Consider the following 23316-nt stretch of genomic DNA (forward strand, 5'->3'; position numbering starts at 1 on the left):
AAGTCTCACCGACTTACTGGATAGCTATTTTTATAGACGCTGCTGTGCTGCGATGACTCTATCAGGATAATCTGTAATCCAACCAATCACAGCATGGTGTGGATTTGTTAAGAAAGGCTCCGAGCCATCTATTGCATAAAAACGGCATGCTTTCTCACTTGTGACACAAGCCTCTAAGTATCTTGGTTTATAATATCTTTTATGCATATGGACACAGTCAGCCGCTTGATAATCAGCTAGCAAATCCCATTTTATTTTTTTCGTAGCAATAAAAGCTGTTTCATATTCAGGTCTATGCGCTTTCACAATCTCTAGAAGCTCGTAGTGAAAGGACGAAAAATGACTTCCCGTTGGCAGAACTAAGCCTCGAAGGAAGTTAATCAGACCACTTCTATTGTCCAGGATCGTTGATTTTAATTCAATATTCAATGGTAGCTGCTGTTGATTTGCCCATGCTAAAACCGCATCAAATGCTGGTATTTTATACGATGAAAATAGACGTCTCCAAGGCTTTCCTAGTTTAAAGCGCAGAAGCTCCTCTATCGTACAATCACTCACCAGTTTATTGGTGCCGACGAGTCTTGATAACTGTGGATCATGATAGATTACAGGTAATCCCTCTTTTGAAAATTGAATATCTAATTCAATCCCGTCCGCCCCTAGCTCTAATGCTTTTTCAAAAGCCTGAAAGGTATTCTCCAATGCATAAGCAGATGCACCTCGATGTGCAAAGACAGGGATACATGATGAATTAGACATTTAACTCACCAAATTCGAGCAGGAATTTACCATTCGTCATTTTGCTTAATAACGATGATTTTCTACCAATTTGAATATACGTACCAGGATGTGCCTCTTTTGTTACAATAATTTCTTCTTTTCCGACATGACGCATTTCATCCATTAATATTTTAACTTCACGATCTAATGTTAAGGCTTCAGCCTTTAATTTTGTTAAAGCTTGCTTTGTCTCTTCAAATGAAGCCGTTTGTTCTTTGGACATTTGATTGAGAAATGGCAATAAGCTTTTCATTTTCATCTCATGGGCAGAAATTTCCGCTTGAATTTCTTTTAGCTGTGCTGCTTTTTCTTGCATGACAGAATTATTTTCTTGCTTATTGATGCTTTCAATTATCAAATCAGTTCGGCGCTCTAAGCGATTGCCTGAAATGGCCGTGACAATAGTATTTTTAGCTACCGCACGTCCCCCAATAATTTTACCTTTTCGTTCGTCCACATAAATGGAATGGGCAGAAAGCTGTGAGCCTAGCGCATAAAAACCAATATGAATACTATCACCTGCAAATAAATTCGCTTCATTCACATGCTTTACAAATATATTGCCCCCTGCTTCCACTATTGTTGAACCGAGTCCAAAAATGCCCCCACGAATATAAACGTCACCCTCAATGGATTTAATAAGCTTGGCACCGCTTACACCCTCTGCACCATCGATGGAAATATCACCAGTCGCAATCACTGTATAGCCACTTGTCACCGTTCCTTTAATACTAAGTGAACCATTAAATTCGAGATTGCCTGTTTCCACTCCAACATCGCCGTTTATAGGAAGGTGTCGGTTTACACCAATCATCCCCTTAACATCATCTAAAACACCGGCAATTTTCGAGCGGATTACAACTTTTCCGTCCTCTTCCACTTCATAGGCAGATTTTGTATCGTATTTTATAGGAAAATCTCGCCCCGGTACAGCAGCAACTACTTCACCTAGCACATTTTTCCCTGCTTTACCTAATGTAGCAGGAATCTTTTCACCTAGCCATGAGCCTTCTGAAATTTCTGAAATGAAATTCATATCATAGTAATCTGCTTTACCGTCGTCACGAATGACCGGCTTTCTCTCTGGCTTAGGTAAGTATGTAATTTGTGCATCCATTCCTGCTACAGGTGGTTCTCCTTGAGCAATTAAAAATGCTTTTCCTGGCTCAGCCTTCGAAATATCAAAATCTAATATTCCATGTACAATGCCTTTTTCTTCAAGTGTTTCATGTACTTGTTGTGTCAATTTTTCGTGATTATTTTGAATATATTCGAGCGTTTCATATATAAAAATAGAGGCTGACATTTTATCACGTGCTATTTCAGCTTCCACATTCGGAAGCCAGCGACCAATTTCAACCAGGCTTGTATTTTGGGTTGACAACACGGTTTTTAAAATTGAAAAATTAGATAATTTAAGTCGTGGATGACTACGTAGAATGCTATCAAATTCTTTTAATGGGAAACCGGCATTAAAAGTAAGCATAAATACCTTGCCATTTTCTTCAGAAATTTCGAAGTTTTCATTTCGAACTAGAATCAAGCTACCTCCTCCTTCCCTCTACATGTAAGTATATACAATCACCTTCCATTTGTTTAGAGACCATTGTCACTACCTAGAAAGAAAATAGTACTACTAAACCATTAATATATCCGACAATATTTTATTTTTAAAAAAATAAATTAGTTATTTAACACTATTTTTCTGCTTGTTTTTGTGTTTTTTTATTATAATTGATGATATTTTCTAAGTTATTCCATTAGATTAGATTGAACAATCGTATTCCTAGAACAGGTAGTAAGGGGTTGCATCGCACTTAATCATAGTTCTTTTTAGTTCTTTTATACTACATTTTTTTAATTTTTCAATAGGTCATCAATACATATTTGGCTATTTTCAATATAGTAAGTGGAACCAATTTGTTTCAATTGCTCACGATTCATATAATTCATACTTATTTTACCATCTAATGCGACACGCACCTCAAATAAATTTTCCTCTATTTGTGTGATTTCTAGCGAATTCATTCCATCCAGTTGGAAATTTACAGTTTTCATTTTGAACACCTACTTTATAATTACTTCTCAATCAATGAATGCAATAAAAAAATACCCCAAACAGACGGGGTAGAAAAAATAAACTATTACCAAGCAGTATAACCAAAGTCATAAGTAAAATCTACTGTTGCCTTATTTGCCTATATTTTTATTTGATGTTTATGAAAAGGCGTAGCATTATCTTTTGCTTTTTTGCTGAAATTAAGGCTTAAGGTAACAAAGTTTAAGTACATGAGGGTACATTTTATAGAAAATAAACCAAGGCTTTTTTGCGGAACAATCCAACATATAACGGTCCATTTCGATTATAAGAAACATAAAAATACGCCTTTCTAAACAGTGGTTAAACTGTCTAAAAAAGGCGTTATAAAAATATGCAGTATAATTGCTATAATCAGTTTTTCTGTCAATGTCCGCTAAGACTAGGCGTTTAGCTAGCCATCATATCAATGCGGATTTTGTCTGCGATCATGGCAATGAATTCACTATTTGTTGAGAGTAAAAACGGTAATTTAATGTCTAAAACAGTTATACCACGTAAGTTTACCGTATATTCTATCGGTAGCCTTCGCAGTTTTTCTCGACTTGTATTTACCGATAATATTACAATAGGAAATTGAGGAAGTAAACATATATTTCATTTTTTTAATAAACGATTAATGTCATCTAAGATTCTACGTCTTTCTAAGAATTCTATTAATGCACGTATACCTTGGTTTTTGCTATTTTTCTTTCTCGTAACTTTCACCATTATAAAATAGGCTTCCGCATCTAATTCCGAAAAATAGTTTTTCCCTTCACTATCGGTTGCATAATCCTCTATAAATTCCCTTATATCTACTAAATGTTCCTGCGTCGTTCTAACATTATGCTGAACTAAAGACGATATAATTTTGACATTCATAAAATCTCCTTTTCCGACACCAGTGCTTTAATATTATCGCGATGTAAAAAACTATACATGACCGGTAAATATTAAGCAACCCTAAATATCGTTCAAACCCTTGATACGACTGCGTTAGAAGTGCGTCACCTTATTTAAAACATCACATTATTCTATTTGCGTTGATTTTGCGTTAAAAGCATCTTTATATAGGAAGAAACTCGAATTCAAATTTTACCTTGAGGATTTATAAATACTATGTAGAAGTAGCAATCGGCAGAAAGGCGGATTATAGTGAATGAGCTTTGGGGGCAAAAAAAGAACGACCAACAAACGAATTGAATCGCTGTTGATCGTGTTATTAAAAGAATGAAACGTTTTTAATACTTTGTTTAATTCGTTCGTCAGTCATTCCGATGTAACGAAGCGTTGTCTTTTGCGAACTATGATTAAAGATTTCCATTAGCGTTGCTATGTCGTTAGTAGCGTTGTAATAAGTGTAACCGAACGTCTTGCGCATTGTGTGAGAACCAACGGAATGATTGCCGATTTGATCGCCAGCAGCAATAATAATGCGATAAGCTTGTGTCGTGCTAATATGTGCGTCGCCTTTACGTGACGGGAATAAGTACGTCGTTCCTGGCGGCAATGTATCGACATAGTCTGCGATAGCTACCATTAGCTGATCGAGGTGGACAGTGCGTTCCTTCTTCGTCTTACCTTCCCGAATCTTAAACGACGACTTCCCCTTTACTTGTTCGACTCTAAGCGCAACTAAATCCCCGCATCGTAAGCCGGTAGAAATGCCGAGCTTGAAAAGTAGCTGATTGCGTAGACCAAATTCCGTCCTACCTAACGCATCTAACATCTCACGTATTTCTTCTTTCGATTTTAACGGCTGCACATCGATTAACATGCCTTTTTTCTCGTTATGATTAGCCATAATTACGCTCCTTTTTAATGTATCCTTTTTATCGTTATATCTAAAATAGCATACATTCGATAGATGCGCAATTATCAAACGTCTATATATCAACGTTTTATATGTATCCTTTTCATAAAAAGCATACATTCGAGAGGTTGCCGATTGCCTACCTTTTGCATTAACGATATAGTGCGTTGAAACTGCGTCATATCGAACCGTGGAGATTTGAGACACCCTCGCGCGCCAGCCCTGTGTGCCCGATGATTTCGGTATAAAACGGCATTATTACGTTTTAAGAACTGCGTCAACTTTACGTCGTCTATCCGATAGTAGACATAAAAAAAGGCGGACACACCCAAAGGTATGCCCGTTAATTGTTACGTTAGTTCTGCGTTATAACGTTGATTGGCGTAGACGTTCAATTTCCGCCTTGACCTTGTCGACATCCAATGTATCAGCAAGCGACTGTTCATGCGTTACTACTTCTCGCTTATCAACTAATTTACCATTGATCTTATAAAATAGTTCTAGCGCTTTAATCGCTGCCATTCCGTTGTTACTCGTTCCTTGAATAAGGCGGACTAACTGTGCGTCAGCCAGTGAACGGTAGCTATCCAATTTTGTATCGCTAATAGCAGCCATATACTGAACAAACGCCGGCTCTTTACGCCACTCGTACAAAGTACGAATCCCGATTCCTAGTTCGCCAGCGATTGATTCATACGTTGCCTTCTCACCTTTTGGCGCATATTCTCGTTCTAATAATAATTCCGCCGCTGTCATTTTAGCGGGCGTTAGCTTCGCCTTTAATCCGCCTAGTGTAAGTTTTGCCATTGTTTAATCTCCTTCATTTTCTGCGTTAAATATGCGTTATAATCTCCTGTGTAATCTAAGCGCTCCATCTCATTCCAATAAGGTTCATACTTATCAGCTACGACACTTGTAATATGGTTTGCGGCAAATAGCGGTGATCCTTTTTGTCCTGTAGCTTGACCTGTTATTTGACGTAAATAGTATTCCATCATCAAGCAATCGACACTAAGACTAATATCAACACAATGTTTAGCCACATCTAACGCCTCAATCCATCCGTTTAACTTTTCAGTTGCCTCTAACACAAGCCATTCGTTTGTCTGTAATAAAATTTCCGCATACGACAACAAGAACGCCTTCACATCTTTTTCATATCGCTGATACACCTCGTATGCGAAGTAATCACTAACCTTTTTCAAATCTAATACACAATACCCACGCTCAATATCTGCAGCACTCTTTTCTTCTTTTAAGCGTTTTAAGTCTGCGCGGATACGTTCAATATCAAGAGTCGTCATTTCGTCACTCCTCATTTCGTTTTATTAGAAAAAGCAGGCACGCTATGAAAGCCGATGCCCGCCCGTTTATCCTAACTTACTTGTACCATTTCTCTCTCTATTGCCTTCGCTAATTTGTACGCAATCACGTCGATATCAGCATCTTCGCGTATTACAATGCTATCAGCTAACTTCGCGATAGTGATTCCGCCTCTAGTTTGTCCATTACGGTAAGCATCAGCCTCTTGGCGATTAAGCACGGCCTCACCCTTGTGTAAAACGGCTCTGTATCCGTCATACCTAACGTTGTCTAAACCGTGATAGTGCGAGCCGTCCGGTTTACTGTTGCCTCCGCCTGGTATTAATTTCTTCGCCCAACTAACGGCTCCTGAACCGATTTTACCGATCCAGTCCGGCACTTTAATCTTGCCTAAAATCGATGCAAACTCTTTAAGATAGCCTGCTGCTGTACTAATCCAGCCACCTACCGTTTTGAATGCTGGAGTCAGTGCTTTTACGATTTCTGTCGCTGCTCCGAACGCTTGTGTAAATGCGCCCGCCAGAAATGCGACGAATGGTCCGATGATTGTGTCCCAAGCTAGACGTAATACTGCGAAAGTTGCCCCGATAACAGCGCCAAATAGCTCTAACACAGGACCTACGACTGTCCAAAGCATCTGAAACGACTTCATAACGAAGTTAATCGCAGGCGCTAATACGTTATTCCAAGCCAGCATCGCAATGTCGGCTACGATTTTTAGTGCGTTGCCCAAAGCGCCAAGTATCGGCTGCGCTGCGGTCCAAAGGGATTGAATAATAGGCACTACGTAGCCAACGATATTAGAAAAGACGCTCGTAATCTGCTCTTTCACAGTAGCAAAACGCGTTACAATAGCGTCAATTGCTTCAGGCGATATTAACGTTTCAAGTACGCCTCTGAATCCGCCTGTCTTGAACGCAGTCATTAATCCGGAAATCTTCGCCTTGATTCCGTCAACCGCCGAATTAACTTTCGCTGCAATATCTGGCGGGAATATTGCGTTGATTAAGCCGCCTGTTCCGCCTGTCTTGAATGCGGACATTAGCGTTTTAACCTTGCCGACTATGCCGTCGATAGCACCTCGGAATATCTCGCTATTATCGTATAGAGTTTTAAAACCAAATATAAGTCCGGTTATACCGGCTGCAATCAATCCGATTGGACTTGCGACAAATGCTAAGGCCATTCCAACCAATTTGACGATTCCAACGACTGCTAGTATGGATCCAGCAACTAACGCAAATGTTCCTATTACCTTCGCTACTTTGATGACTGATGGTCCAATCGTTTGCCATACTTGATACAACGACTTTACTACGCTAAATACCTTCGACAAACCATTGGCTGCTATCTTCACGAAGCTATGCGCCTTGTTTTCGAGCTTTTCAAATGTCTTTGAGTTAACGAAGCCAATAAACTGGTCAAACAGCGGTTCAAACACCCGTTTGGCACTACTCTTAAATACCGTTACAGCTTGCGAGAAAGTCATAGGCATATTACCGAATTTCTCCTCTATCTCGTCTGCAGCATTAAATAAGGATCGCTTAATTAAATCCGCCGTAATAGTACCTTCTGAACTCATTTCCTTTAACGCTCCCATACTCACGCCTGCAGTATTTGAGATTGCTTGTGCTAATAAAGGTGCGTTCTCCATGATTGACCTAAATTCATCGCCTTGAAGCTTCCCTGACGCCATGGCTTGAGTTAATTGATACATACCCGATTCCATTTCCTGTTGTCCAGCACCACTGACCGAAAAGGATTTCGTCATCAATTCTGTAAACCTAATAGCTTCATCGTTACTTGAAAAAGCGTCCTTTGCAAGTAGGTTCAATTTAGCTACACTGGATGCCATTTCATCATAGGATGACCGGCTCCGTCGGGACGCCTTGAATATCTTATCTTGTAACTGTGATTGTGTTTGCAGTCCATCATTAATGTTAGCTAGGCGAGCGTTGATATTCGAATATGAGTCTGCAGCTTGAGTAAAATTGCTAAATCCACTCGCTAATCCTGATGCAGTCAAGAACGCACTTGCAATGCCGAGTATAGCAGTCTGAGTTCCTCCCAATGACGCGCTTAAGCCGTTAGTTCCAACGCGTAGACTATTAACGCGTGTAGCTAACGAGCCAGTAGCGTTTGTCGCTCGGCTGGTCTCCGATACAAATCGCCCCATCGAATCGTGTAGCCGACCGTTAGCATCTCGATATAAGTTCGAACTTTGCGTAGCTGAACGAGTTGTTCGATTCATTCGGTCCATCATCTGTGTGATTCTTCTAAGACGTGAGCTACCTTGGTCTCTTATACGAAATACAGCAGTTAAATTCATAAACTACCACCCCGCTCTTCTAAATTCGGCACTTAGTTCTCTTTCAAGCCACTGCCGCCATTTTTCTTGATTATCTCTTGCTGGTTTTTCGAGAAATTTCTTTTCGCCAGTTACGGCTTTACCGTTCGATTCATGAATGTAATAAGCATAATTAAATCGTTTATCGTTATATTTTTTGCGTCCTGTCTTTTGAGATGTTAGTACGCTAGGACCTCTCGTTGAATTTGCGCCTGCTTCTACTCCAACTTCGTTTCCGCCCGAGAATATTTCAGTGTAAATCTGACGACGAAGATTACCCGTATCAATAGGTGCAACATCTACTGCCTCAGCACGCCAGTCATTTTTAATGTCTGTAAGGCCTATTTCTAACGCTCGGCCAATTGCTTCGGGCGATCTCGCTAATGCCTGGTTTAATTGAGATAAATCCAAATTAAATTCCATACGATTTTCCACCGTTCATATCACTGAGAATAAAATCAAACTCTTTGCAAACGCGTTTAAATTCCTCTTGGACCTCTTGTCCTTCTACTTGGATAATTGCTAGATTGAGCGCCTCTAGTATCTTTCCTGCTGCTAATGACCACTGCGCATCACTTACTACAACCCGTAACAATAAAGGCTTAATATCGTTCGCATAGCGAATGTAATCAGCACTAACTTTAAATTTGTGCTTATCGATATAGTTAACGGCACCGCCAGCTTTTGCTACTATTTGCTTACTGTTCATCCCTTATATCCCCCTTCGTTTCTATGAATAGAAAAATGCACAACGTCGGTTAAACGTCATGCCTTTCGTTAATATTGCGATATTCCGCATTTGTGTCTGTCGTTACATCTTCATCAACTAATAACCTTTTCGCTTTTGCGAACAATACACGGTCTGCGAGTCGTCCTGAACTTTGAGCTACAGTCGCAAATTGCACGAGTTCGTCAATTGTTACTGGTTCACTTTTTAATACTTTTTTATCTAATGTTGAACGTAATACTTGATGATTTTTAGCTATTGTCATATTTATTTACCTACCTTTTTTGTTGTTTTTGGTGCTACCGCGATATAAAAATCCGCATCAGCATCTTGTTTAATCTGATCAATCTTGCCGGAATAATCTCTAAGCTCTCCAAAAAGTCTACTTATTCCCGACGGAACACCCTGTCCACCAAAGAATTCAAAATACTTTGTTGGATGAATAACCCCTTCAATATAGCGAGTTCTGCCAGTAGTTTTATTTGCCTGAGACATTTCCTTCATTTCTGCATATAAAGGATCGTACTCATCTGAAATCCTATGATGATCGATTAATGCAGATTTCAGTAAATCTCTCGCTAAATCTAATTTTGCTTGCACAGTAGGCACGTACTCTGACTGAACTTTCGGACAAAACTCGCTACGATAGGTATTAACGACCTGTACCGGCGAAATTTCGACTACCGGCAAAGCCTGCATTGCAAGTTTATAATCTCGTTCTCTCCGGGCAATGACTTCTTTTTGCAATGTAATATCGTCGTCAATCTTTGCTAGCTCCGCTGTTTTATCCTCGCCCTTGCCTACCGATTCTGTAAAAGTATGTTCATACTGCTTCTCGAGTTCTCGCAATCGAGATTTAGCGTCATCCCATGCTTTCAAATACTCACTAAGCTTAGTTGATCGCTCTCTATGTTCCTCTTTATATTGGTCTAGTAGTTCAAAATTAAATATTTGCATATTCTGTCTCCTTTTTTAACCACGCTATCAAGCGCTCTAATTTTTTGATAATAAAAAGACGCCACTTTGCTAAGTGTTGCGCCTCTGCTTCCGTATTTAGTTCATAAATCTCGACTAATTCGTCGTATGCACGGTCAATATACGTTTTTGTTTCATCAAGCTCGCGTCGATAAATTATCGGCATATCACATACGATTAAATCACGATAAAGCTGTTGGCTGTCCGTTTCAAGGCTATCAAGCTGTAAATCTATAACCAAGTCGATTACGTCAATTACAGTATCAAAAGGCCGCGAAATCGAAGCAATTTCGTGTGATATTCCTCTATTATTGTCCTGATAAACAAGTAACGTAATAAAACGCGTCGATTCAACGTCATGTAGCGATAGAAAACCGAATCTCATTTAATAAAACACCATGCCATTAATTACTCGCGGCCTTGGCGGTCGCTGTCCGTGGATTTCGATTCCATTTTTGTTAAACTGTTTCTTTCGTCGTTTCGGCTTTGCTCGGTTACCTTCTCCATGATAATTAGATGAATACGTTTTACGCTCCATATCGTTGCTGACACCCCTTAAAATTTGATACGTATATTGACATAAACTCGTTATAACGCCTTTAATTTAGACGTTAAATTTAAAAGTTAATAGTATTTATCCTAGCCACTTTCCTCGAGCCAATATGAAGGCACTATCGCAGAATCATGTACACTCTCGTTAATGCGTTTTTCAATACGTTTCGCTGCTCGATAGTTCGACTCAGGCACACGCCACTGTAAACCGATGAGTTTTCCGTTCTTTTGATATGTCGCTGTAATATCCCAATCGCGTGATCGTTTAATGTTGCGGATTTCACGTTCATGCACCGTGTCTATATAGAGTGCAAATGTTGCTTCTGTCTGCCTCCAAAGTTCAGCGGTAATCTTAGTCATCCCCTTTTACAATTATTTAGCCAAGCTCAACACTTTACGTTTGATAATTAATGTGTTATTGTGTAATCATGGATAATTCCATTTATTTTTTCGAAGTCGCGCAAAAAAGCAACGAATTCATCTGTAATTTCAAACTGTCGAGTGATAGCAGCTAATAACGCAGCTGACGGATATTTACGCATGTTCTCTACTTCACTAATTGTTGTTCGAGCGAAGCCGATTTTTGTAGCGAACTTTTCTTGAGTCAAACCATGATACGAACGTAGCGCTTTAATCGTGTGCGGTTTCATCACTTGTCCTCCTTTGTATTTAATTGTTCAATTTTGACACTAAGTGCATAAAATAAAATGGGCTACTGCCCTTCACTAATATAGGGGTTCGTCCGACGGATAATCTGACGATAAACGGCTATTTTATCAACTTTTTCAGCAATTATTTGGGCCTGTTTAGCTTCGGCCAACGTTTTATATTTGACCATTTTTCCATGTTCATAACTTTCATTTTTCAGTTTTACTTTGAACATAGGCTTCTTCTTCATTATCTCCGTTTCAACCTTATAGGATGGCTGCGTTTCCTCATGAAGTCTATATCGATCATCCACCGACTCACCGTAAATAGGTGAATAATATTCAATCGGCAAATACGAGCCTGTACGTTTAAAGCGTTTATTCGCATCATGCGAAGCCTTGCGGCATGTATCACAACAGAATCGGCTATCTACTCGCTTTGATTTACTATCGCGTAAGTTCTCGTTTTCAATAGTGAACATGTTCAGACAAAACATATACTTACATCTCCGAAACTTCTTACGCTGTTGGACGTAATAGGAGTAATCCAGCACAGTAGAATAATACGGCAGCGCATCGAGTCCAAACGTGTGAAGCAACGCAATATATCGGAACAATGACCATTCAATCCTCGACATCAAATCGTTATATAAATCGGTAATAGTAAAATCCGAACGCTCAACGTAAGCCCTATCGTTAACAGGCGGATTCGCCTTGATACTCTGACGATCCAGATACTCCGATAATTTAGCGAACTCCCTTGCCATCCCTTCTAGCGTTGTAACCTTTGCTGTTTTTAGTGGTACCTCATCTACATTTGCAAACCGCTCAAGTATAGACGGATTTTTAGATTTCGGCATATCTTCGCCAGTCTTGACGTAGTGGTACGCCTTGAGAATTTTATGCGTGTATATAGAGTCTGGATAGACGTTTTCATAAGTTATAGTGATTCCGTCAGCTTTTGCATATTCAATTAGTGCGAACGTTGTTTTACTGGCTCTCATTTTAGCTGCGACTGCTTTCGTCATTGGCTGATTCCTCCTTGATTATTCTCAAAGTCTAAAATTTAGACTACGTGCCTTCTTTTGCTCTATCTCTCTTATATCTACAATCAATAATATATTTAGCGATATTACTAGCCCGTCTATTTGCGTCTTTTTGCAAATAGCGGAATATCTTTAAATCTTTATACACTAGGTCTTTATCGTTAAGTCTTTATATATACTAATAAACGAGATAGCCGAGTTCTAAAAATCAGACTACGACAGTTCAATATCCTGACCACGTACCGGAATCAACTTATCAAAAGCAGCTTTTTTCTCATCGATACGCTTGACCTTAGCCAACTTCTTCTCGTAATTTGGAATCGCATCCGGGAATCGTGTGATAAACTCGACTTCATCATCAATCAACACATTGAATGTATAAGCATGGCTACCACGCGAACCACGCTTAAAAATATTAATCATACCCAAATCACACAACGTTTGAGTGGCGGCAGATATAGTACCCCGACTTATATTTAAATCTATTTCCATCGCGTCAAACGAAGGCCAACTGTATTGCCGCCCGATGTTATAGTTCTTTAACAAATACGCGTAAACTAACAAAGTTGTTGCTTTAAAATCCGGGTGTAACGTGTAAACGGTTAAAACAGCATTTTGAACAGCTACCCAACCGCCATCATAGTCGTAAGGCAATGCCTTTTGTACATCTTTTATAGTTTCCGTCACATTATCGTCTCCTTTAGCAGTTTAATAGATTGGCTGCGGATCATCATCATCGTCTACGTGCGCGTGTCAATAACGCTTGTACTGCGGGCGAATCTTCGAAAATGAATACGCTAAGATGTGGTTTATCTCGGCAAGGTTCTGTCCATAATATGCGATGACCACTTGCGGCAAGCTCGTTGGCAAGCCGTAGTGATCGGATAGCTTTCGTTTTCATGCGTGAACCTCCGTTTCTCTATAACTTCTCTCGCAATTCTTTTCTGCGTTCCTCTAATTCGAAATGACGCTCTATATGCTCTACTTTCTCGTCGGCATCTAACGTTTCTGAACGAATCGCTTTATAAGTCTGTATCGCTTCCTCAATTGTTTCGTTAAAATTTCCCGGTTTATTAGACATTAAAATCCCTCCGATTATTAGATGATAGCCCGCCAATCAGACGGGCATATTACATTATTTTAATTGGCGTAAAAGTCTTACATTATTAATGATGTTTAAACGGCGCTGAATTTCCGCTAATCGTTCCACATACATTACAACGGCAATGCGCGCTACGGGAGATTGTACGCTTAATAATATTTGAGTAATCTCTTCATATTCGTATTCTAGACTTGATAATTCACGATCGACTGTGCTACGGTCATTAAATTCAAGCATCGCTAACTCTGCGTATGCTACTGCGTCCTGTAACGAATATTGTTTACCGTGAATCATCGCGTAGCCTTCGCCTTCTTCGAGTAATTCAACGACAGTACAGCTAAATATTTGATTACCGCCTAATGATTCGCTAATTTCTACTAATGAAGTATCGCACTCTAAAAATGAGCCACCCGTTTGCTGCGCGTTATACGTGTAAAGGTTAAAAATTGTTGACGTCGGAATATCTTCTGCCGCTAAAGTTTGGAATACCTGTAACCCTGATACTGCCTCCGTGAATAAGTCTACTACTGAAATTTCGATGTTTACGTTTGTCATAATAAAATCTCTCCCTTTTGTTTGTTTTGGTTTAGTTTTGTTATATGTGAACGCCGATTGATCGACGGAATTGCCTCCTACTATATACACCCCGTAAAATGATTCTTTTTGGGACAAAATTTTAAAAATAATTCCTACTATATACTGGGCTGCAAAAATTAATTTTGTTAACACTTTTCATAAAAATTCTTCCCTACTTTATATAGCAGAGTAAAAATAAAATTTGATATCACGTTTAAAAAATTTCTCCCTACTTTATTTAGCCTACTAAAATCAAATTCTATTAACACTTTTGGAGAAAAGTTGAAAATTAAATCTCATACTATATATTCCCGAGTGAAAATTAATTTTGTTAACACTTTTCAAGAAAAAACTTGCTACTATATACTGCACGGTAAAATTTAATTTTGTTAACACTTCCGATGAAAAATTTGCATCCTACTTTATATACCCGAATGAAAAACCATTTTCGGACATGTTTCCGATAATTTTCTTCCTATTACTTAATGCTCGGTAAAATTAAAAATCGATATCACTTTCCATAAAATTTTCGTTCTACTATATACTGCACACTAAAACGTCGTGTTTTGGGACGAATTGAATGAAAAACTTCTCCCTCACTTTGTATATACCGATTTTTCAATGACGTTTGGGACGAATTGAATGAAAAACTTGTTCTACTACTTAAGCGGACTAGAATATGTCATTTTGCAACAAGAAGCATGAAAAACTTTTCTTACTATATACACCCAGTAAACTATTTCATTTTGGGACAACTTTTCGGAGAAATTTATTCCTACTGACTTATATCCATAAAATTTCCGTTTGTCGCACTTTTATTAAAATTAATTTTCTTCCTCAATAAACTTTTAGCCACAAAAAATGAGTTTCGCACACTTTTACAAAATAATTTCCGTGACCTCCTTACTGAACTTATATACAGAAAAATTCCGTTTCGCACACTTTCTGAAAGCCTCTTTATGTCCATTTTGTGACAACTTGATAACTACCCTTTCTACTTATCTAATATAGAAAGATTTCATCATCCGTACACTTTTACGTAAATTAATTTCAACATCCGGTATCATTACGAGTTTGGTTTCGGACACCTTAAGCACCTCCTTACTTGATAATGCGGAGTAATACTGGATTCTCTTAACACTTTTAAATAAAATAAGTCTAAATACCTACGAACTATATCGTAAAATATAGATTACTATCGCCAGCGAATCGCTGATTTTCCGTTGTCATAGTGTGTTTTAAGGCGTTCTAACCTTCGGATGATAAATAATACTACTGCGATACTAGCACGCCTAAATCAACAGGTTTAGCAAAGGAAAACAAAAGGCTAGACACGTCATTCACCTCGCATCTAGCCGCCATCGCAACTTAACCCTCCGATAATACTTCCTCCAATGTTAACGTCATCTTAAAATCTCTTCTCCAGCGTTTGCTGACTTTCTTACGAATGTTTACCGACGTTTCAATATCCCCTTTTACATTACGTAGTGGATTTAAAACAGCGTCCAATCTGGCCATTTCATCCTTCACTACTCGACGTTTTTTAAGTGTGTCTTGTAGTTGCGTAACGTAGCTTAAAGCGTATTCTTCCGACGGATCGATTCCTTCTAAATCGTGATACATACTACTAATATACTTATCTAAACGAGACAACTCTTTTGTCAGCACGACCCGTTGAGCGTTTAATTCCGACATGAACTCGTTAAATTTTGAATGATACTCACACATAAATTCTCCCCCAATCGTTTATTCAGGTACAAATGACGTCATAGATAACGTCATCACACTTATTTAGAATGGAATAACGTCATTTTAAGCATGATTTAACGTCATCCTGAGCAAATTCCGTATGATTCACCGTATCAAATTCCTGTATCGGCGGATGATACCGTAGTTTTCGGCTTGAAATTACGTATTACGAAGCTAATCGATCAACTTGCGCTAATGCCAGGAGTAGTTGCTCCGCTGTATAGTTGCTGAGGTTTCCTATGATATTCGCTAATTCCGCTGTGTAAACTAGATTGATATCCTGGTCATTAATCATTAACGTAGCTTCACATTCATCTGCGCAGGTAATTAGCTGCACACCTTCCAATAATTCCGTTGTCACCATCGTTACTGAGTAATCGTCATCTAAAGTTACGTGTTCAATAGTTTGATTCATTTGTTAAACCTCCCAGTAATATTTATTTATTAATATCATAATATCGCATATACGATATATCGTCAATATATATTTACGGGAAAGTCTTAAAACGATATCATTATGAGTAAAATACTCTTGGAGGCGGATTAATTATGAAAAAAGTAAAAATTAAATTAGCAGGTATTTTATACGAACGTAGCATGACACAAGCAGAATTAGCTCATCTTTCTGGCGTCAGACCTAACGCAATAAGTAATTTATGCCGAGGTTACGTGGACCGTTTGTCAATCGATCATATTGAAAAAATAAGTAACGCTTTAGATTTAGAAAGTATAAGTGAGTTAATCGATTTTGTAGATGTAGACGAGGAAAAAGCATAAGATAAGAAATTGTCTCTTTTCACTCAATTAACTCACTTTGACCAAATATGTAAATTCATATAAAATGAACTAATATATGGTTAAATAATGAGGTGTGATCATGGAAAATTGGCGTAAGTTAAAAAAATGGCAAAAATGGACTGTTGGAATCATTGCATTTATATTAATAGGAAATTTACTAGGTTTAATAATGCCAAAATCAAACAATGAAGAATTAAAACAAGATGAGACAGTAAAAACAGAGAGAATACGACCTGTTCAAGCACAAGATACAGTAGAGAAAGCACAAAAAGAAATAGAATCTATAAAATATGAAAATCTATCACCAATTACCGAGGCTAAAGCGTTGGAGCTATTTGATCTTGATAGCGAGACGAAACAATACCCCAAAGGTTTATTCGAATTTAAGGATGGAACACAAGAAACTGCTTCTTTTTACTCGTTTTTGGGAGGCGAGAATTTCTCGGAAGCAATCGCAATATTTTTAGACGGAAAATTAGCACGAGTTAAAGTGTGGGTAGAAAACGAATCGAAAGTATATGATGCACTTGCTGAATGGGGAGTTTCATCTAACGTAGAATATTCGCGGTTAAATAATTTCGTACAAGTTTATGAGTATGCTGTTGATGATCGTTTCTCTACGAATAATATAGCAAGATTGCCGAATGAGTGGGACTAGTTACATAAGATACAAAAAGCGCTCTAGTATATAGCTAGGCGCTTTCTTTATTATAGTGATTTCTCTATTAATTGAATTACTTCATCATGGTGCTTACCAAGTTTCTCATTAAATTCTTCCATGAATATATCGAATGGTTTATTAAATTCAGAGGTGAAATATTCAACTACACATTCTTTTGTGCAAAATTCCATTGCATGATACTCCATAAATTCCATTGCATCTGGATGAGGATCAACAATATAGAACCAAGCTTTATTACCTTCTGAATCATATTTTACTAACGTACTGCAATTTTTACAACGTCTTGCTCTTTTGTTAACTTGCTTTAGCTCAACTATTTCATCAATTGTAACTTTTTCTACATGATCTCTTTTATATTCTTCTACTGATTTATACCCCAAAAACATATTAATCACTCCTTTACATTTATTATACAAATTTATATATTATTTCAAATAAGTATTTTGCAAATTTTACTTGATATATTTTTGTTATTCCACCATCATGAAGCCAAGATAAGGAAAACGGCTTGGCGCAGATTTCGGTTGCCTACGTTAGAGACTCAAAGAGAATCAACTAACATAGACAGCCGATTTCATGAATCCTCAATTAAGGTATCCGTATTGTATGCCCCTGTTTAATCGTGATCCTTTCGAATCGATACACCTACTAATCTACTTCTGCCCCTGATAGTTAAGCTCGATTATGATTTGTCATAAAATGCGTTATGTGATGTACCCTGCGTGACCGTAGCCACTCAGACCTTCCACTCCGTACTGTCATAGCCGTACTCGCTATTCACACTCAAAGCGAAACAAGGAACGCTCTATGTTGAGTGCTAGACTTATTTATTGCAACGGCTAAGTCATAACCTTCCAGGGTTATTTTTACGACGAATTGGCTGGCGAATCCTCGTCGCTACTGCTAAAAAAGGGTGCATTTAACAGGAGTTGCATCATCGAATTTTTTTCGATATAATGAACCCTAAGTAAACGCTATTGCTGGCAGGCAATTATTAGCGTAGATATTAAGTTGTAAAGTCGGTCGACGCTCCAACGTCAGCCGGCTTTTTTCTGTTTAAATATCCAAATTTTCAAGTGGACTATGCTGTCGATACTTCTTCATCACTTCCTTATCAGCGAAATCAAGATAGATTTGCGATGTGACCTCAACGCTGGCATGTCCCAGTAATCGGGATAACGTTGCTAAATCACCACCGTTTATTAAATACCTCTTAGCGAAATTATTTCGAAGTAAGTGCGGCGTTATTTGAAGGCCAACGTCTCGACTCCGAAGTCTAAACGAACGCTCCACGCCTTCTATGCGATGTTTTGTACCTCGATTTGTCGGGAATAAGTAATTACTATCTGTATATCTATCTTTAAATGCAATCCATGATTTTAAGTGATTACGAGTTTTCTGCGAGAAATAAACAAATCGCTGTTTTCCCGATTTAGTCTTCCTTAATAAAATTGCGTTACTGCGTAAATCAATATCTGATGGCACCACTTCTAAAATTTCGCCAATCCTAGCACCGCTATCAAAGATTAATCGAGCTATTACCCAATCACGGTATTGATCGAATTTAGTAACGTCGAAAGAACGGAAAAACTGTTTTAATTCATTATCTTCGAGCATAACTTTGATTTTTCGCTCGGGTTTAACATTCTTTAAATCCTTTAACGGATTGCTACGAATAAGTTGCTCTGAATATAAATGCGAATAAAATGCTTTTATGTTACGTACATAATTCGCTATTGTCGTTTTACTTACCGGCTTACCAAAATCGACCCGTCGTTCTGGGTAGTTTACAGGCGATTCTACGGCACTTACAGTAAACTTACCTCTTTCTTCGATTGAACGAATATAAGCTTGAATATGCTCTGCCTTGACGCTTTTAACGTCATCTATTTCGAAGTTATCCAACAGGTACCTTGCGAATAATCTAAGCGTCTGTTCATACGATTTTAATGTTTTAGGCGACAGACCTTTCGCTGAACAATCGAGCATGTAGCGATCAATTTCTACTAAAAACGAATTTAAAGCCATAAAAAATACGCCCCCTTAATCAGTCGTAAAAAACTGTTTAAGAAGACGTTATAATTAACGTAATATAACTGTTTTATATAATAAGTTTACCGCATATTCTCCGCTAGCCTGTCGCCCACAAACGCAGTCATACCAACGCCTAGCTAGCCATCATATCAATGCGGATTTTGTCTGCGATCATGGCAATGAATTCACTATTTGTTGGTTTGGATTTTAAGTGATGCACAGTGTAGCCAAACATCGACGAAATGGATTCATAATTGCCACGATTCCACGCAACCTCAATGGCATGTCGGATGGCACGTTCCACGCGAGATGGTGTCGTATTGAATTTTTTCGCGATTTCCGGATATAAAATTTTTGTCACAGATCCTAGTAGCTCAATATCCTCAAAGACCATTTGAATGGCTTCACGTAAATAAGAATACCCTTTAATATGTGCAGGTACACCGATTTCTTTAATGATGGCCGTAATCGTGCTGTCTAATTGATGCTGATTTAATTTTTGAGGTACTGTCGGTTGTAACACGCTTGTCTTTTTCGGAAGTGTCGCCTTCTGTCCAGCACAATGTAGAATTTTTTGTACCAATTGATCGAATTCAAATGGTTTTAGCATGAAATAGGAAGCCCCTAAATCGACCGCTTGTTTCATGACATCTTCCTGGCCAAAAGCTGTTAGCATAATGACTTGGATGGATGCCATTTTCTCATTTTGATACATCGACTCTAATACAGCTAAACCGTCAAGATGAGGCATTATTATATCTAGAAGTAAAATATCTGGTGTGAATTCCTCAAGCATTTGTAGACAAACTTTCCCATTTGAAGCAGTTGCAATAATTTCTATTTCGGCATGTCCTTGAAAATACTGCTCCATTGTTTTTAATAACTCACGATTATCATCTGCAATCGCTACTTTTACCTTTGTCATTTCAATTCCTCCTTCTGGACTTGCTTTGAACACCTCAAAGCGTTAACCTAACCCCTAAATGCCGTTTTTGGCACACTGTGGAATTTTCGACATTTTTGTTTTAAAAACCTTTTCTATTTCCAAAAATGAGTATGTAGTCCGATACTTTCTTTTTATATCGACAAGTTACGCTAAATAGCTGCAACCTGTCGAATGCTCTTATTACTTATTTTAGATAAAAAATGTAGATAAAACTACAGTTTTTTTAAATATCATGACTCCTTCAGGAAGTTATCAGAAATACTTGTTGAAAAGGTAAAAATCCGCGTAGCTTCCTGCGGCTCTTGCTATGCTCACGGAAAAAAGCGGATTTTTACCATTCATCATTTTTTTAGGAAGATCTTCTTAACATTTCTGCTACAGTTAGTGCTGCTCCTTTTTTCGGCTCCTCAACAAACATATGTGTCACAGCACCGACAAAACGTCCGTCTTGAATGATAGGACTGCCACTCATTCCCTGCAAAATACCACCGGTTTTTTCGATGAGCTTTTTGTCAGATACTAAAAATTCAAGGCGTTCATTTTCAACTTTTGTAATTTCAATTGTAAAGGATTCCACCTTACTGCCTTCAATGGCTGTATAGATTTCAGCTTTCCCAGCTTTTATATCTTTTTCATGCATAATTTCTATGGCTTTGGGCAATCTTTGTTGATAACCCTCTTCCCAACGGCCAAAAATACCATAAATAGTATTTTTATCTATACTGCCTAGTCGTTCTTGGTGCTTTTCAATGGAGGAAATTTTATAGCCTGGTTGACCCGGTGTGCTTTTACGAATTTGTTGGATGGAAGCTAAAAATATGGAGCCTGCTTTAAAAACAGGGGCTTCTTGTAGGGTTGAATCGACAATTTGATGACCTAGTGCACCGTAATTTTTTGTCTCTGGATCAATATAAGTCAGTGTTCCTACTCCATCTGTTTCATCTTTTAAAAAGGAAATGACATGCTCTGCTTCTTGGTCTTGTAACTCCAGTGTAATTTGTTGGCCACCACTATTGATCGTCCATTTCTGTTGGCCATCCTTTGCCACAGCTTGTTTGGCATCAGCAAGAGATTTTACTGGGACATCATTTATTTTTTCAATCACAGCACCTCCCTTCATCCACTGATTGGAAGCTAACAGTACATCATGTGCTACAAATACATGTGATAATTGAAGTTGAATTCCAATCGCTTCGCCCATTGGTATAAGCTTTTTGGCGGCAAAAGCTTGTATAGGCAACACTAACAAAAAGATGAGCATAGGCAAAATGACTAATTGACGCCAATGACGATTCATACGACACCTCCTTTTCATTTTTGTCTTTTTACTATGTGTTGTTGTGCCATTCTTATAAGCGGTAAATATTTGTGCAAAATGAAAAAAGCCAGAAACAGCAGACACTGTTCCTGGCATAAAAATTTAACGCATCTGTTTTTTTCGTTCATCCGCCATTTTTAAAAGTTCCGTTGCATGCTGTAATGTTAAGGCAGTAATTTCTGTTCCGGACATCATGCGACTTACTTCTTCAATTCGAGCATCTTGATCAATCTCTGATAAAGATGTAAATGTTCGATCATGCTCCACTTCTTTTTTTATAAAGTAATGATGATCAGCCATAGCAGCAACTTGCGGTAAATGTGAAATACATAAAACTTGAGAATTAACGGAAATCGCGGCTATTTTTTCTGCAATGGCTTGCGCCACACGGCCACTGACACCCGTATCAACCTCATCAAAAATAATGGATGTAATGCCATTAGAAGAGGAAAAAATGGTTTTTAATGCAAGCATCATGCGCGATAATTCTCCGCCTGATGCAATTTTTGGTAAAGACTTCGGCGGTTCTCCAACGTTTGTAGAGATATAGAAAATGATCTGATCTTTCCCGTTAGCATCAAAATATGGTAATTCATCGAAATTGACAATAAATTTTGCTTTTTCCATATGTAATTCACGTAACTCTGCCATAATTGCTTCACTTAATTGCTGGGCGGCAGCTTTACGTACAGTTGAAAGTTCACTCGCCAGATCACTGAGCACAGCTTCCATTTCTAACACACGTCGTTCTTTCACTTGCAAAATTTCATCACGATTCAACAGCTCATTTAACTCTGTTTTAATTTTTTCGTAATACGCTAAAATTTCTTCCACTGTTGAACCATATTTGCGCTTTAAATTTTGCAATAACGCTAAACGTTGCTCAACTTCATTTAAACGAGCTGGATCAAATTCTAATTCATCTAATACATTTTTGACCTGATAGGCTGCATCCTGCAAGGCATAAAACGCAGTTGTCACCGCTTCAGAAGCTTCTTTAAATTGTTCGTCAACTGTTGCAGCATCTTCTAGCGCGCCCATAGCAGCACCAATCCAATCGAGTCCTTTCGATTCGCCTTGAATGGCCTCATAAGCTGCACTAGAGCGTTCAAAAATTTTATTGAAGTTCATAAGACGGCGACGTTCATCTAGGAGCTCGTCTTCCTCACCTAGCTTTAAATTAGCTTCCTCTAGCTCTTTTATTTGGAATTGATACAAATCAATCCGTTGTGCCATCAATTGTTCATCGATGGATATGGAGGCTAAGTCTTTTTTGAGTAAACGGTATTCCTCATAGTGAGTACTATACGTTTTTTGAATAGGTGACAGCTCTTCCTCTGCAAACTGGTCAAGCAAATTAATATGCTGTTTTTCATCCATCAACTCTTGATTTTCATGTTGACCATGAATATCAATGAGACTTGCCCCAATATCTCTTAAAACGGATAAGGGCACAAGCTTTCCATTTACACGGCAAATACTTTTACCAGAATCATTTAAATCACGGCGTAAAATAACGGTATCTTCTTCTATTTCAATGCCTGCTTCTTCTAATTTTTTCAGAACGGGATGAATGGAACTCGAAATTTGAAATAAGCCACCCAATTCTGCCTTTCTTGCGCCATGACGAATAAATTCAGTATTGCCTCGTCCCCCCGCAAGTAAATGCACAGCATCAATGATAATGGATTTTCCAGCACCCGTTTCCCCTGTGAGTACAGTTAAGCCTTCTGAAAAACTCACTGTCAAATCCTCAATGATAGCAAAGTTTCGAATACTAAGCTCTCTTAACACAAATTGTCACCTCTGAATCAAATTCCC

General features: G+C 38.3%; 29 protein-coding genes. 2 read left to right on the plus strand and 27 right to left on the minus strand.

From position 1 onward, the window contains the following. Positions 1 to 30 precede the first annotated feature (30 nt). The 22 genes from CRI88_RS20590 to CRI88_RS20685 form a co-directional block, all read right to left on the minus strand. Entirely contained in the window at positions 31 to 759 is a 729-nt protein-coding gene (locus CRI88_RS20590; RefSeq protein WP_101966989.1) for a glycerophosphodiester phosphodiesterase, read from the minus strand. Further along, positions 752 to 2323 (minus strand): DUF342 domain-containing protein, encoded by a 1572-nt coding sequence (locus tag CRI88_RS20595; RefSeq protein WP_058844034.1) that lies wholly within the window; start codon positions 2321 to 2323, stop codon positions 752 to 754. Before CRI88_RS20595 ends, CRI88_RS20590 begins: the two co-directional genes overlap by 8 nt. 314 nt (positions 2324 to 2637) lie before the next feature. Further along, positions 2638 to 2838 (minus strand): hypothetical protein, encoded by a 201-nt coding sequence (locus tag CRI88_RS20600; protein ID WP_058844033.1) that lies wholly within the window; start codon positions 2836 to 2838, stop codon positions 2638 to 2640. Positions 2839 to 3475: 637 nt separating this feature from the next. Further along, positions 3476 to 3742, minus strand: coding sequence for a hypothetical protein (locus tag CRI88_RS20605; RefSeq protein ID WP_101966990.1), 267 nt, complete (start codon positions 3740 to 3742; stop codon positions 3476 to 3478). A 340-nt stretch (positions 3743 to 4082) separates the two neighbouring features. After that, on the minus strand, positions 4083 to 4664 hold the full coding sequence (locus CRI88_RS20610) for a tyrosine-type recombinase/integrase (RefSeq protein ID WP_101966991.1): 582 nt from the start codon (positions 4662 to 4664) through the stop codon (positions 4083 to 4085). A 375-nt stretch (positions 4665 to 5039) separates the two neighbouring features. Then, on the minus strand, positions 5040 to 5480 hold the full coding sequence (locus CRI88_RS20615) for a phBC6A51 family helix-turn-helix protein (RefSeq protein WP_101966992.1): 441 nt from the start codon (positions 5478 to 5480) through the stop codon (positions 5040 to 5042). Then, on the minus strand, positions 5462 to 5977 hold the full coding sequence (locus tag CRI88_RS20620) for a hypothetical protein (RefSeq protein WP_101966993.1): 516 nt from the start codon (positions 5975 to 5977) through the stop codon (positions 5462 to 5464). The genes CRI88_RS20615 and CRI88_RS20620 overlap by 19 nt, the downstream gene beginning before the upstream one ends. 71 nt (positions 5978 to 6048) lie before the next feature. Then, the gene (locus CRI88_RS20625; protein WP_257982959.1) at positions 6049 to 8172 is read right to left on the minus strand and encodes a tape measure protein; all 2124 of its coding nucleotides are present in this window, start codon (positions 8170 to 8172) and stop codon (positions 6049 to 6051) included. Positions 8173 to 8328: 156 nt separating this feature from the next. Continuing rightward, positions 8329 to 8766: a hypothetical protein gene (locus CRI88_RS20630; protein ID WP_101966995.1), complete on the minus strand. Its 438-nt coding sequence runs from the start codon at positions 8764 to 8766 to the stop codon at positions 8329 to 8331. Beyond that, complete coding sequence (locus CRI88_RS20635) at positions 8756 to 9052, minus strand: hypothetical protein (RefSeq protein ID WP_016991589.1); 297 nt, start codon at positions 9050 to 9052, stop codon at positions 8756 to 8758. The genes CRI88_RS20630 and CRI88_RS20635 overlap by 11 nt, the downstream gene beginning before the upstream one ends. Before the next feature lie 49 nt (positions 9053 to 9101). After that, on the minus strand, positions 9102 to 9335 hold the full coding sequence (locus CRI88_RS20640) for a hypothetical protein (RefSeq protein WP_101966996.1): 234 nt from the start codon (positions 9333 to 9335) through the stop codon (positions 9102 to 9104). A 2-nt stretch (positions 9336 to 9337) separates the two neighbouring features. Then, on the minus strand, positions 9338 to 10027 hold the full coding sequence (locus CRI88_RS20645; protein ID WP_101966997.1) for a hypothetical protein: 690 nt from the start codon (positions 10025 to 10027) through the stop codon (positions 9338 to 9340). Beyond that, positions 10014 to 10430, minus strand: a complete 417-nt coding sequence (locus tag CRI88_RS20650) for a hypothetical protein (protein ID WP_101966998.1) — start codon at positions 10428 to 10430, stop codon at positions 10014 to 10016. Before CRI88_RS20650 ends, CRI88_RS20645 begins: the two co-directional genes overlap by 14 nt. 254 nt (positions 10431 to 10684) lie before the next feature. Then, on the minus strand, positions 10685 to 10957 hold the full coding sequence (locus CRI88_RS20655; RefSeq protein ID WP_101966999.1) for a hypothetical protein: 273 nt from the start codon (positions 10955 to 10957) through the stop codon (positions 10685 to 10687). 47 nt (positions 10958 to 11004) lie between these two features. Then, the gene (locus CRI88_RS20660; RefSeq protein ID WP_101967000.1) at positions 11005 to 11247 is read right to left on the minus strand and encodes a helix-turn-helix domain-containing protein; all 243 of its coding nucleotides are present in this window, start codon (positions 11245 to 11247) and stop codon (positions 11005 to 11007) included. 62 nt (positions 11248 to 11309) lie between these two features. Then, positions 11310 to 12272 carry a hypothetical protein gene (locus CRI88_RS20665; protein WP_101967001.1) on the minus strand — a complete coding sequence of 321 codons (963 nt, stop codon included), beginning with the start codon at positions 12270 to 12272 and terminating at the stop codon, positions 11310 to 11312. A 231-nt stretch (positions 12273 to 12503) separates the two neighbouring features. After that, on the minus strand, positions 12504 to 12977 hold the full coding sequence (locus CRI88_RS20670; RefSeq protein ID WP_101967002.1) for a helix-turn-helix domain-containing protein: 474 nt from the start codon (positions 12975 to 12977) through the stop codon (positions 12504 to 12506). 46 nt (positions 12978 to 13023) lie between these two features. Next, a complete protein-coding gene (locus CRI88_RS22605) occupies positions 13024 to 13191 on the minus strand; it encodes a hypothetical protein (protein ID WP_180957831.1) in 168 nt (55 codons plus the stop codon). An 18-nt stretch (positions 13192 to 13209) separates the two neighbouring features. Continuing rightward, complete coding sequence (locus CRI88_RS22610) at positions 13210 to 13371, minus strand: hypothetical protein (protein WP_180957832.1); 162 nt, start codon at positions 13369 to 13371, stop codon at positions 13210 to 13212. 54 nt (positions 13372 to 13425) lie between these two features. Further along, positions 13426 to 13947, minus strand: coding sequence for a hypothetical protein (locus tag CRI88_RS20675; protein WP_145991337.1), 522 nt, complete (start codon positions 13945 to 13947; stop codon positions 13426 to 13428). 1389 nt (positions 13948 to 15336) lie between these two features. Further along, positions 15337 to 15696, minus strand: a complete 360-nt coding sequence (locus CRI88_RS20680; protein WP_101967004.1) for a hypothetical protein — start codon at positions 15694 to 15696, stop codon at positions 15337 to 15339. A 187-nt stretch (positions 15697 to 15883) separates the two neighbouring features. Then, the gene (locus tag CRI88_RS20685) at positions 15884 to 16132 is read right to left on the minus strand and encodes a hypothetical protein (protein WP_101967005.1); all 249 of its coding nucleotides are present in this window, start codon (positions 16130 to 16132) and stop codon (positions 15884 to 15886) included. A gap of 134 nt (positions 16133 to 16266) precedes the next feature. Here CRI88_RS20685 and CRI88_RS20690 point away from each other — a divergent pair, with 134 nt between their 5' ends. After that, on the plus strand, positions 16267 to 16494 hold the full coding sequence (locus tag CRI88_RS20690; protein WP_101967006.1) for a helix-turn-helix domain-containing protein: 228 nt from the start codon (positions 16267 to 16269) through the stop codon (positions 16492 to 16494). 100 nt (positions 16495 to 16594) lie between these two features. Further along, positions 16595 to 17173 carry a hypothetical protein gene (locus CRI88_RS20695; RefSeq protein ID WP_101967007.1) on the plus strand — a complete coding sequence of 193 codons (579 nt, stop codon included), beginning with the start codon at positions 16595 to 16597 and terminating at the stop codon, positions 17171 to 17173. Positions 17174 to 17223: 50 nt separating this feature from the next. On the opposite strand, the gene CRI88_RS20700 is transcribed toward CRI88_RS20695, so the two are convergent. From CRI88_RS20700 to recN, 5 genes are all read right to left on the minus strand, one after another. Continuing rightward, on the minus strand, positions 17224 to 17583 hold the full coding sequence (locus tag CRI88_RS20700; RefSeq protein WP_101967008.1) for a hypothetical protein: 360 nt from the start codon (positions 17581 to 17583) through the stop codon (positions 17224 to 17226). A gap of 670 nt (positions 17584 to 18253) precedes the next feature. Next, a complete protein-coding gene (locus CRI88_RS20705; protein WP_101967009.1) occupies positions 18254 to 19225 on the minus strand; it encodes a tyrosine-type recombinase/integrase in 972 nt (323 codons plus the stop codon). 139 nt (positions 19226 to 19364) lie between these two features. Next, complete coding sequence (gene spo0A / locus CRI88_RS20710; protein WP_036122798.1) at positions 19365 to 20156, minus strand: sporulation transcription factor Spo0A; 792 nt, start codon at positions 20154 to 20156, stop codon at positions 19365 to 19367. A 370-nt stretch (positions 20157 to 20526) separates the two neighbouring features. Further along, positions 20527 to 21474 carry a SpoIVB peptidase S55 domain-containing protein gene (locus CRI88_RS20715; RefSeq protein ID WP_036122795.1) on the minus strand — a complete coding sequence of 316 codons (948 nt, stop codon included), beginning with the start codon at positions 21472 to 21474 and terminating at the stop codon, positions 20527 to 20529. A gap of 123 nt (positions 21475 to 21597) precedes the next feature. Then, positions 21598 to 23289, minus strand: coding sequence for a DNA repair protein RecN (gene recN / locus CRI88_RS20720; RefSeq protein ID WP_058844032.1), 1692 nt, complete (start codon positions 23287 to 23289; stop codon positions 21598 to 21600). Positions 23290 to 23316 lie beyond the last annotated feature (27 nt).

Origin of the sequence: Lysinibacillus fusiformis (genome assembly GCF_002845985.1) — a bacterium.
GTDB classification, from domain to species: Bacteria; Bacillota; Bacilli; order Bacillales_A; family Planococcaceae; genus Lysinibacillus; species Lysinibacillus fusiformis_D.

Excerpts from the sequence above, each read along its gene's own strand:
- CRI88_RS20625 (WP_257982959.1), bottom strand. The coding sequence starts at position 8,172 with ATGGGGCGATTTGTATCGGAGACCAGCCGAGCGACAAACGCTACTGGC.
- CRI88_RS22605 (WP_180957831.1), bottom strand. The coding sequence starts at position 13,191 with ATGAAAACGAAAGCTATCCGATCACTACGGCTTGCCAACGAGCTTGCC.
- CRI88_RS20640 (WP_101966996.1), bottom strand. The coding sequence starts at position 9,335 with ATGACAATAGCTAAAAATCATCAAGTATTACGTTCAACATTAGATAAA.
- CRI88_RS20630 (WP_101966995.1), bottom strand. The coding sequence starts at position 8,766 with ATGGAATTTAATTTGGATTTATCTCAATTAAACCAGGCATTAGCGAGA.
- CRI88_RS20600 (WP_058844033.1), bottom strand. The coding sequence starts at position 2,838 with ATGAAAACTGTAAATTTCCAACTGGATGGAATGAATTCGCTAGAAATC.
- CRI88_RS20700 (WP_101967008.1), bottom strand. The coding sequence starts at position 17,583 with ATGTTTTTGGGGTATAAATCAGTAGAAGAATATAAAAGAGATCATGTA.
- CRI88_RS20650 (WP_101966998.1), bottom strand. The coding sequence starts at position 10,430 with ATGAGATTCGGTTTTCTATCGCTACATGACGTTGAATCGACGCGTTTT.
- CRI88_RS20645 (WP_101966997.1), bottom strand. The coding sequence starts at position 10,027 with ATGCAAATATTTAATTTTGAACTACTAGACCAATATAAAGAGGAACAT.
- CRI88_RS20690 (WP_101967006.1), top strand. The coding sequence starts at position 16,267 with ATGAAAAAAGTAAAAATTAAATTAGCAGGTATTTTATACGAACGTAGC.
- CRI88_RS20675 (WP_145991337.1), bottom strand. The coding sequence starts at position 13,947 with ATGACAAACGTAAACATCGAAATTTCAGTAGTAGACTTATTCACGGAG.
- CRI88_RS20655 (WP_101966999.1), bottom strand. The coding sequence starts at position 10,957 with ATGACTAAGATTACCGCTGAACTTTGGAGGCAGACAGAAGCAACATTT.
- CRI88_RS20715 (WP_036122795.1), bottom strand. The coding sequence starts at position 21,474 with ATGAATCGTCATTGGCGTCAATTAGTCATTTTGCCTATGCTCATCTTT.
- CRI88_RS22610 (WP_180957832.1), bottom strand. The coding sequence starts at position 13,371 with ATGTCTAATAAACCGGGAAATTTTAACGAAACAATTGAGGAAGCGATA.
- CRI88_RS20705 (WP_101967009.1), bottom strand. The coding sequence starts at position 19,225 with ATGGCTTTAAATTCGTTTTTAGTAGAAATTGATCGCTACATGCTCGAT.
- CRI88_RS20610 (WP_101966991.1), bottom strand. The coding sequence starts at position 4,664 with ATGGCTAATCATAACGAGAAAAAAGGCATGTTAATCGATGTGCAGCCG.
- spo0A (WP_036122798.1), bottom strand. The coding sequence starts at position 20,156 with ATGACAAAGGTAAAAGTAGCGATTGCAGATGATAATCGTGAGTTATTA.
- CRI88_RS20660 (WP_101967000.1), bottom strand. The coding sequence starts at position 11,247 with ATGAAACCGCACACGATTAAAGCGCTACGTTCGTATCATGGTTTGACT.
- CRI88_RS20605 (WP_101966990.1), bottom strand. The coding sequence starts at position 3,742 with ATGAATGTCAAAATTATATCGTCTTTAGTTCAGCATAATGTTAGAACG.
- CRI88_RS20615 (WP_101966992.1), bottom strand. The coding sequence starts at position 5,480 with ATGGCAAAACTTACACTAGGCGGATTAAAGGCGAAGCTAACGCCCGCT.
- CRI88_RS20685 (WP_101967005.1), bottom strand. The coding sequence starts at position 16,132 with ATGAATCAAACTATTGAACACGTAACTTTAGATGACGATTACTCAGTA.
- CRI88_RS20620 (WP_101966993.1), bottom strand. The coding sequence starts at position 5,977 with ATGACGACTCTTGATATTGAACGTATCCGCGCAGACTTAAAACGCTTA.
- CRI88_RS20590 (WP_101966989.1), bottom strand. The coding sequence starts at position 759 with ATGTCTAATTCATCATGTATCCCTGTCTTTGCACATCGAGGTGCATCT.
- CRI88_RS20695 (WP_101967007.1), top strand. The coding sequence starts at position 16,595 with ATGGAAAATTGGCGTAAGTTAAAAAAATGGCAAAAATGGACTGTTGGA.
- CRI88_RS20680 (WP_101967004.1), bottom strand. The coding sequence starts at position 15,696 with ATGTGTGAGTATCATTCAAAATTTAACGAGTTCATGTCGGAATTAAAC.
- CRI88_RS20665 (WP_101967001.1), bottom strand. The coding sequence starts at position 12,272 with ATGACGAAAGCAGTCGCAGCTAAAATGAGAGCCAGTAAAACAACGTTC.
- CRI88_RS20635 (WP_016991589.1), bottom strand. The coding sequence starts at position 9,052 with ATGAACAGTAAGCAAATAGTAGCAAAAGCTGGCGGTGCCGTTAACTAT.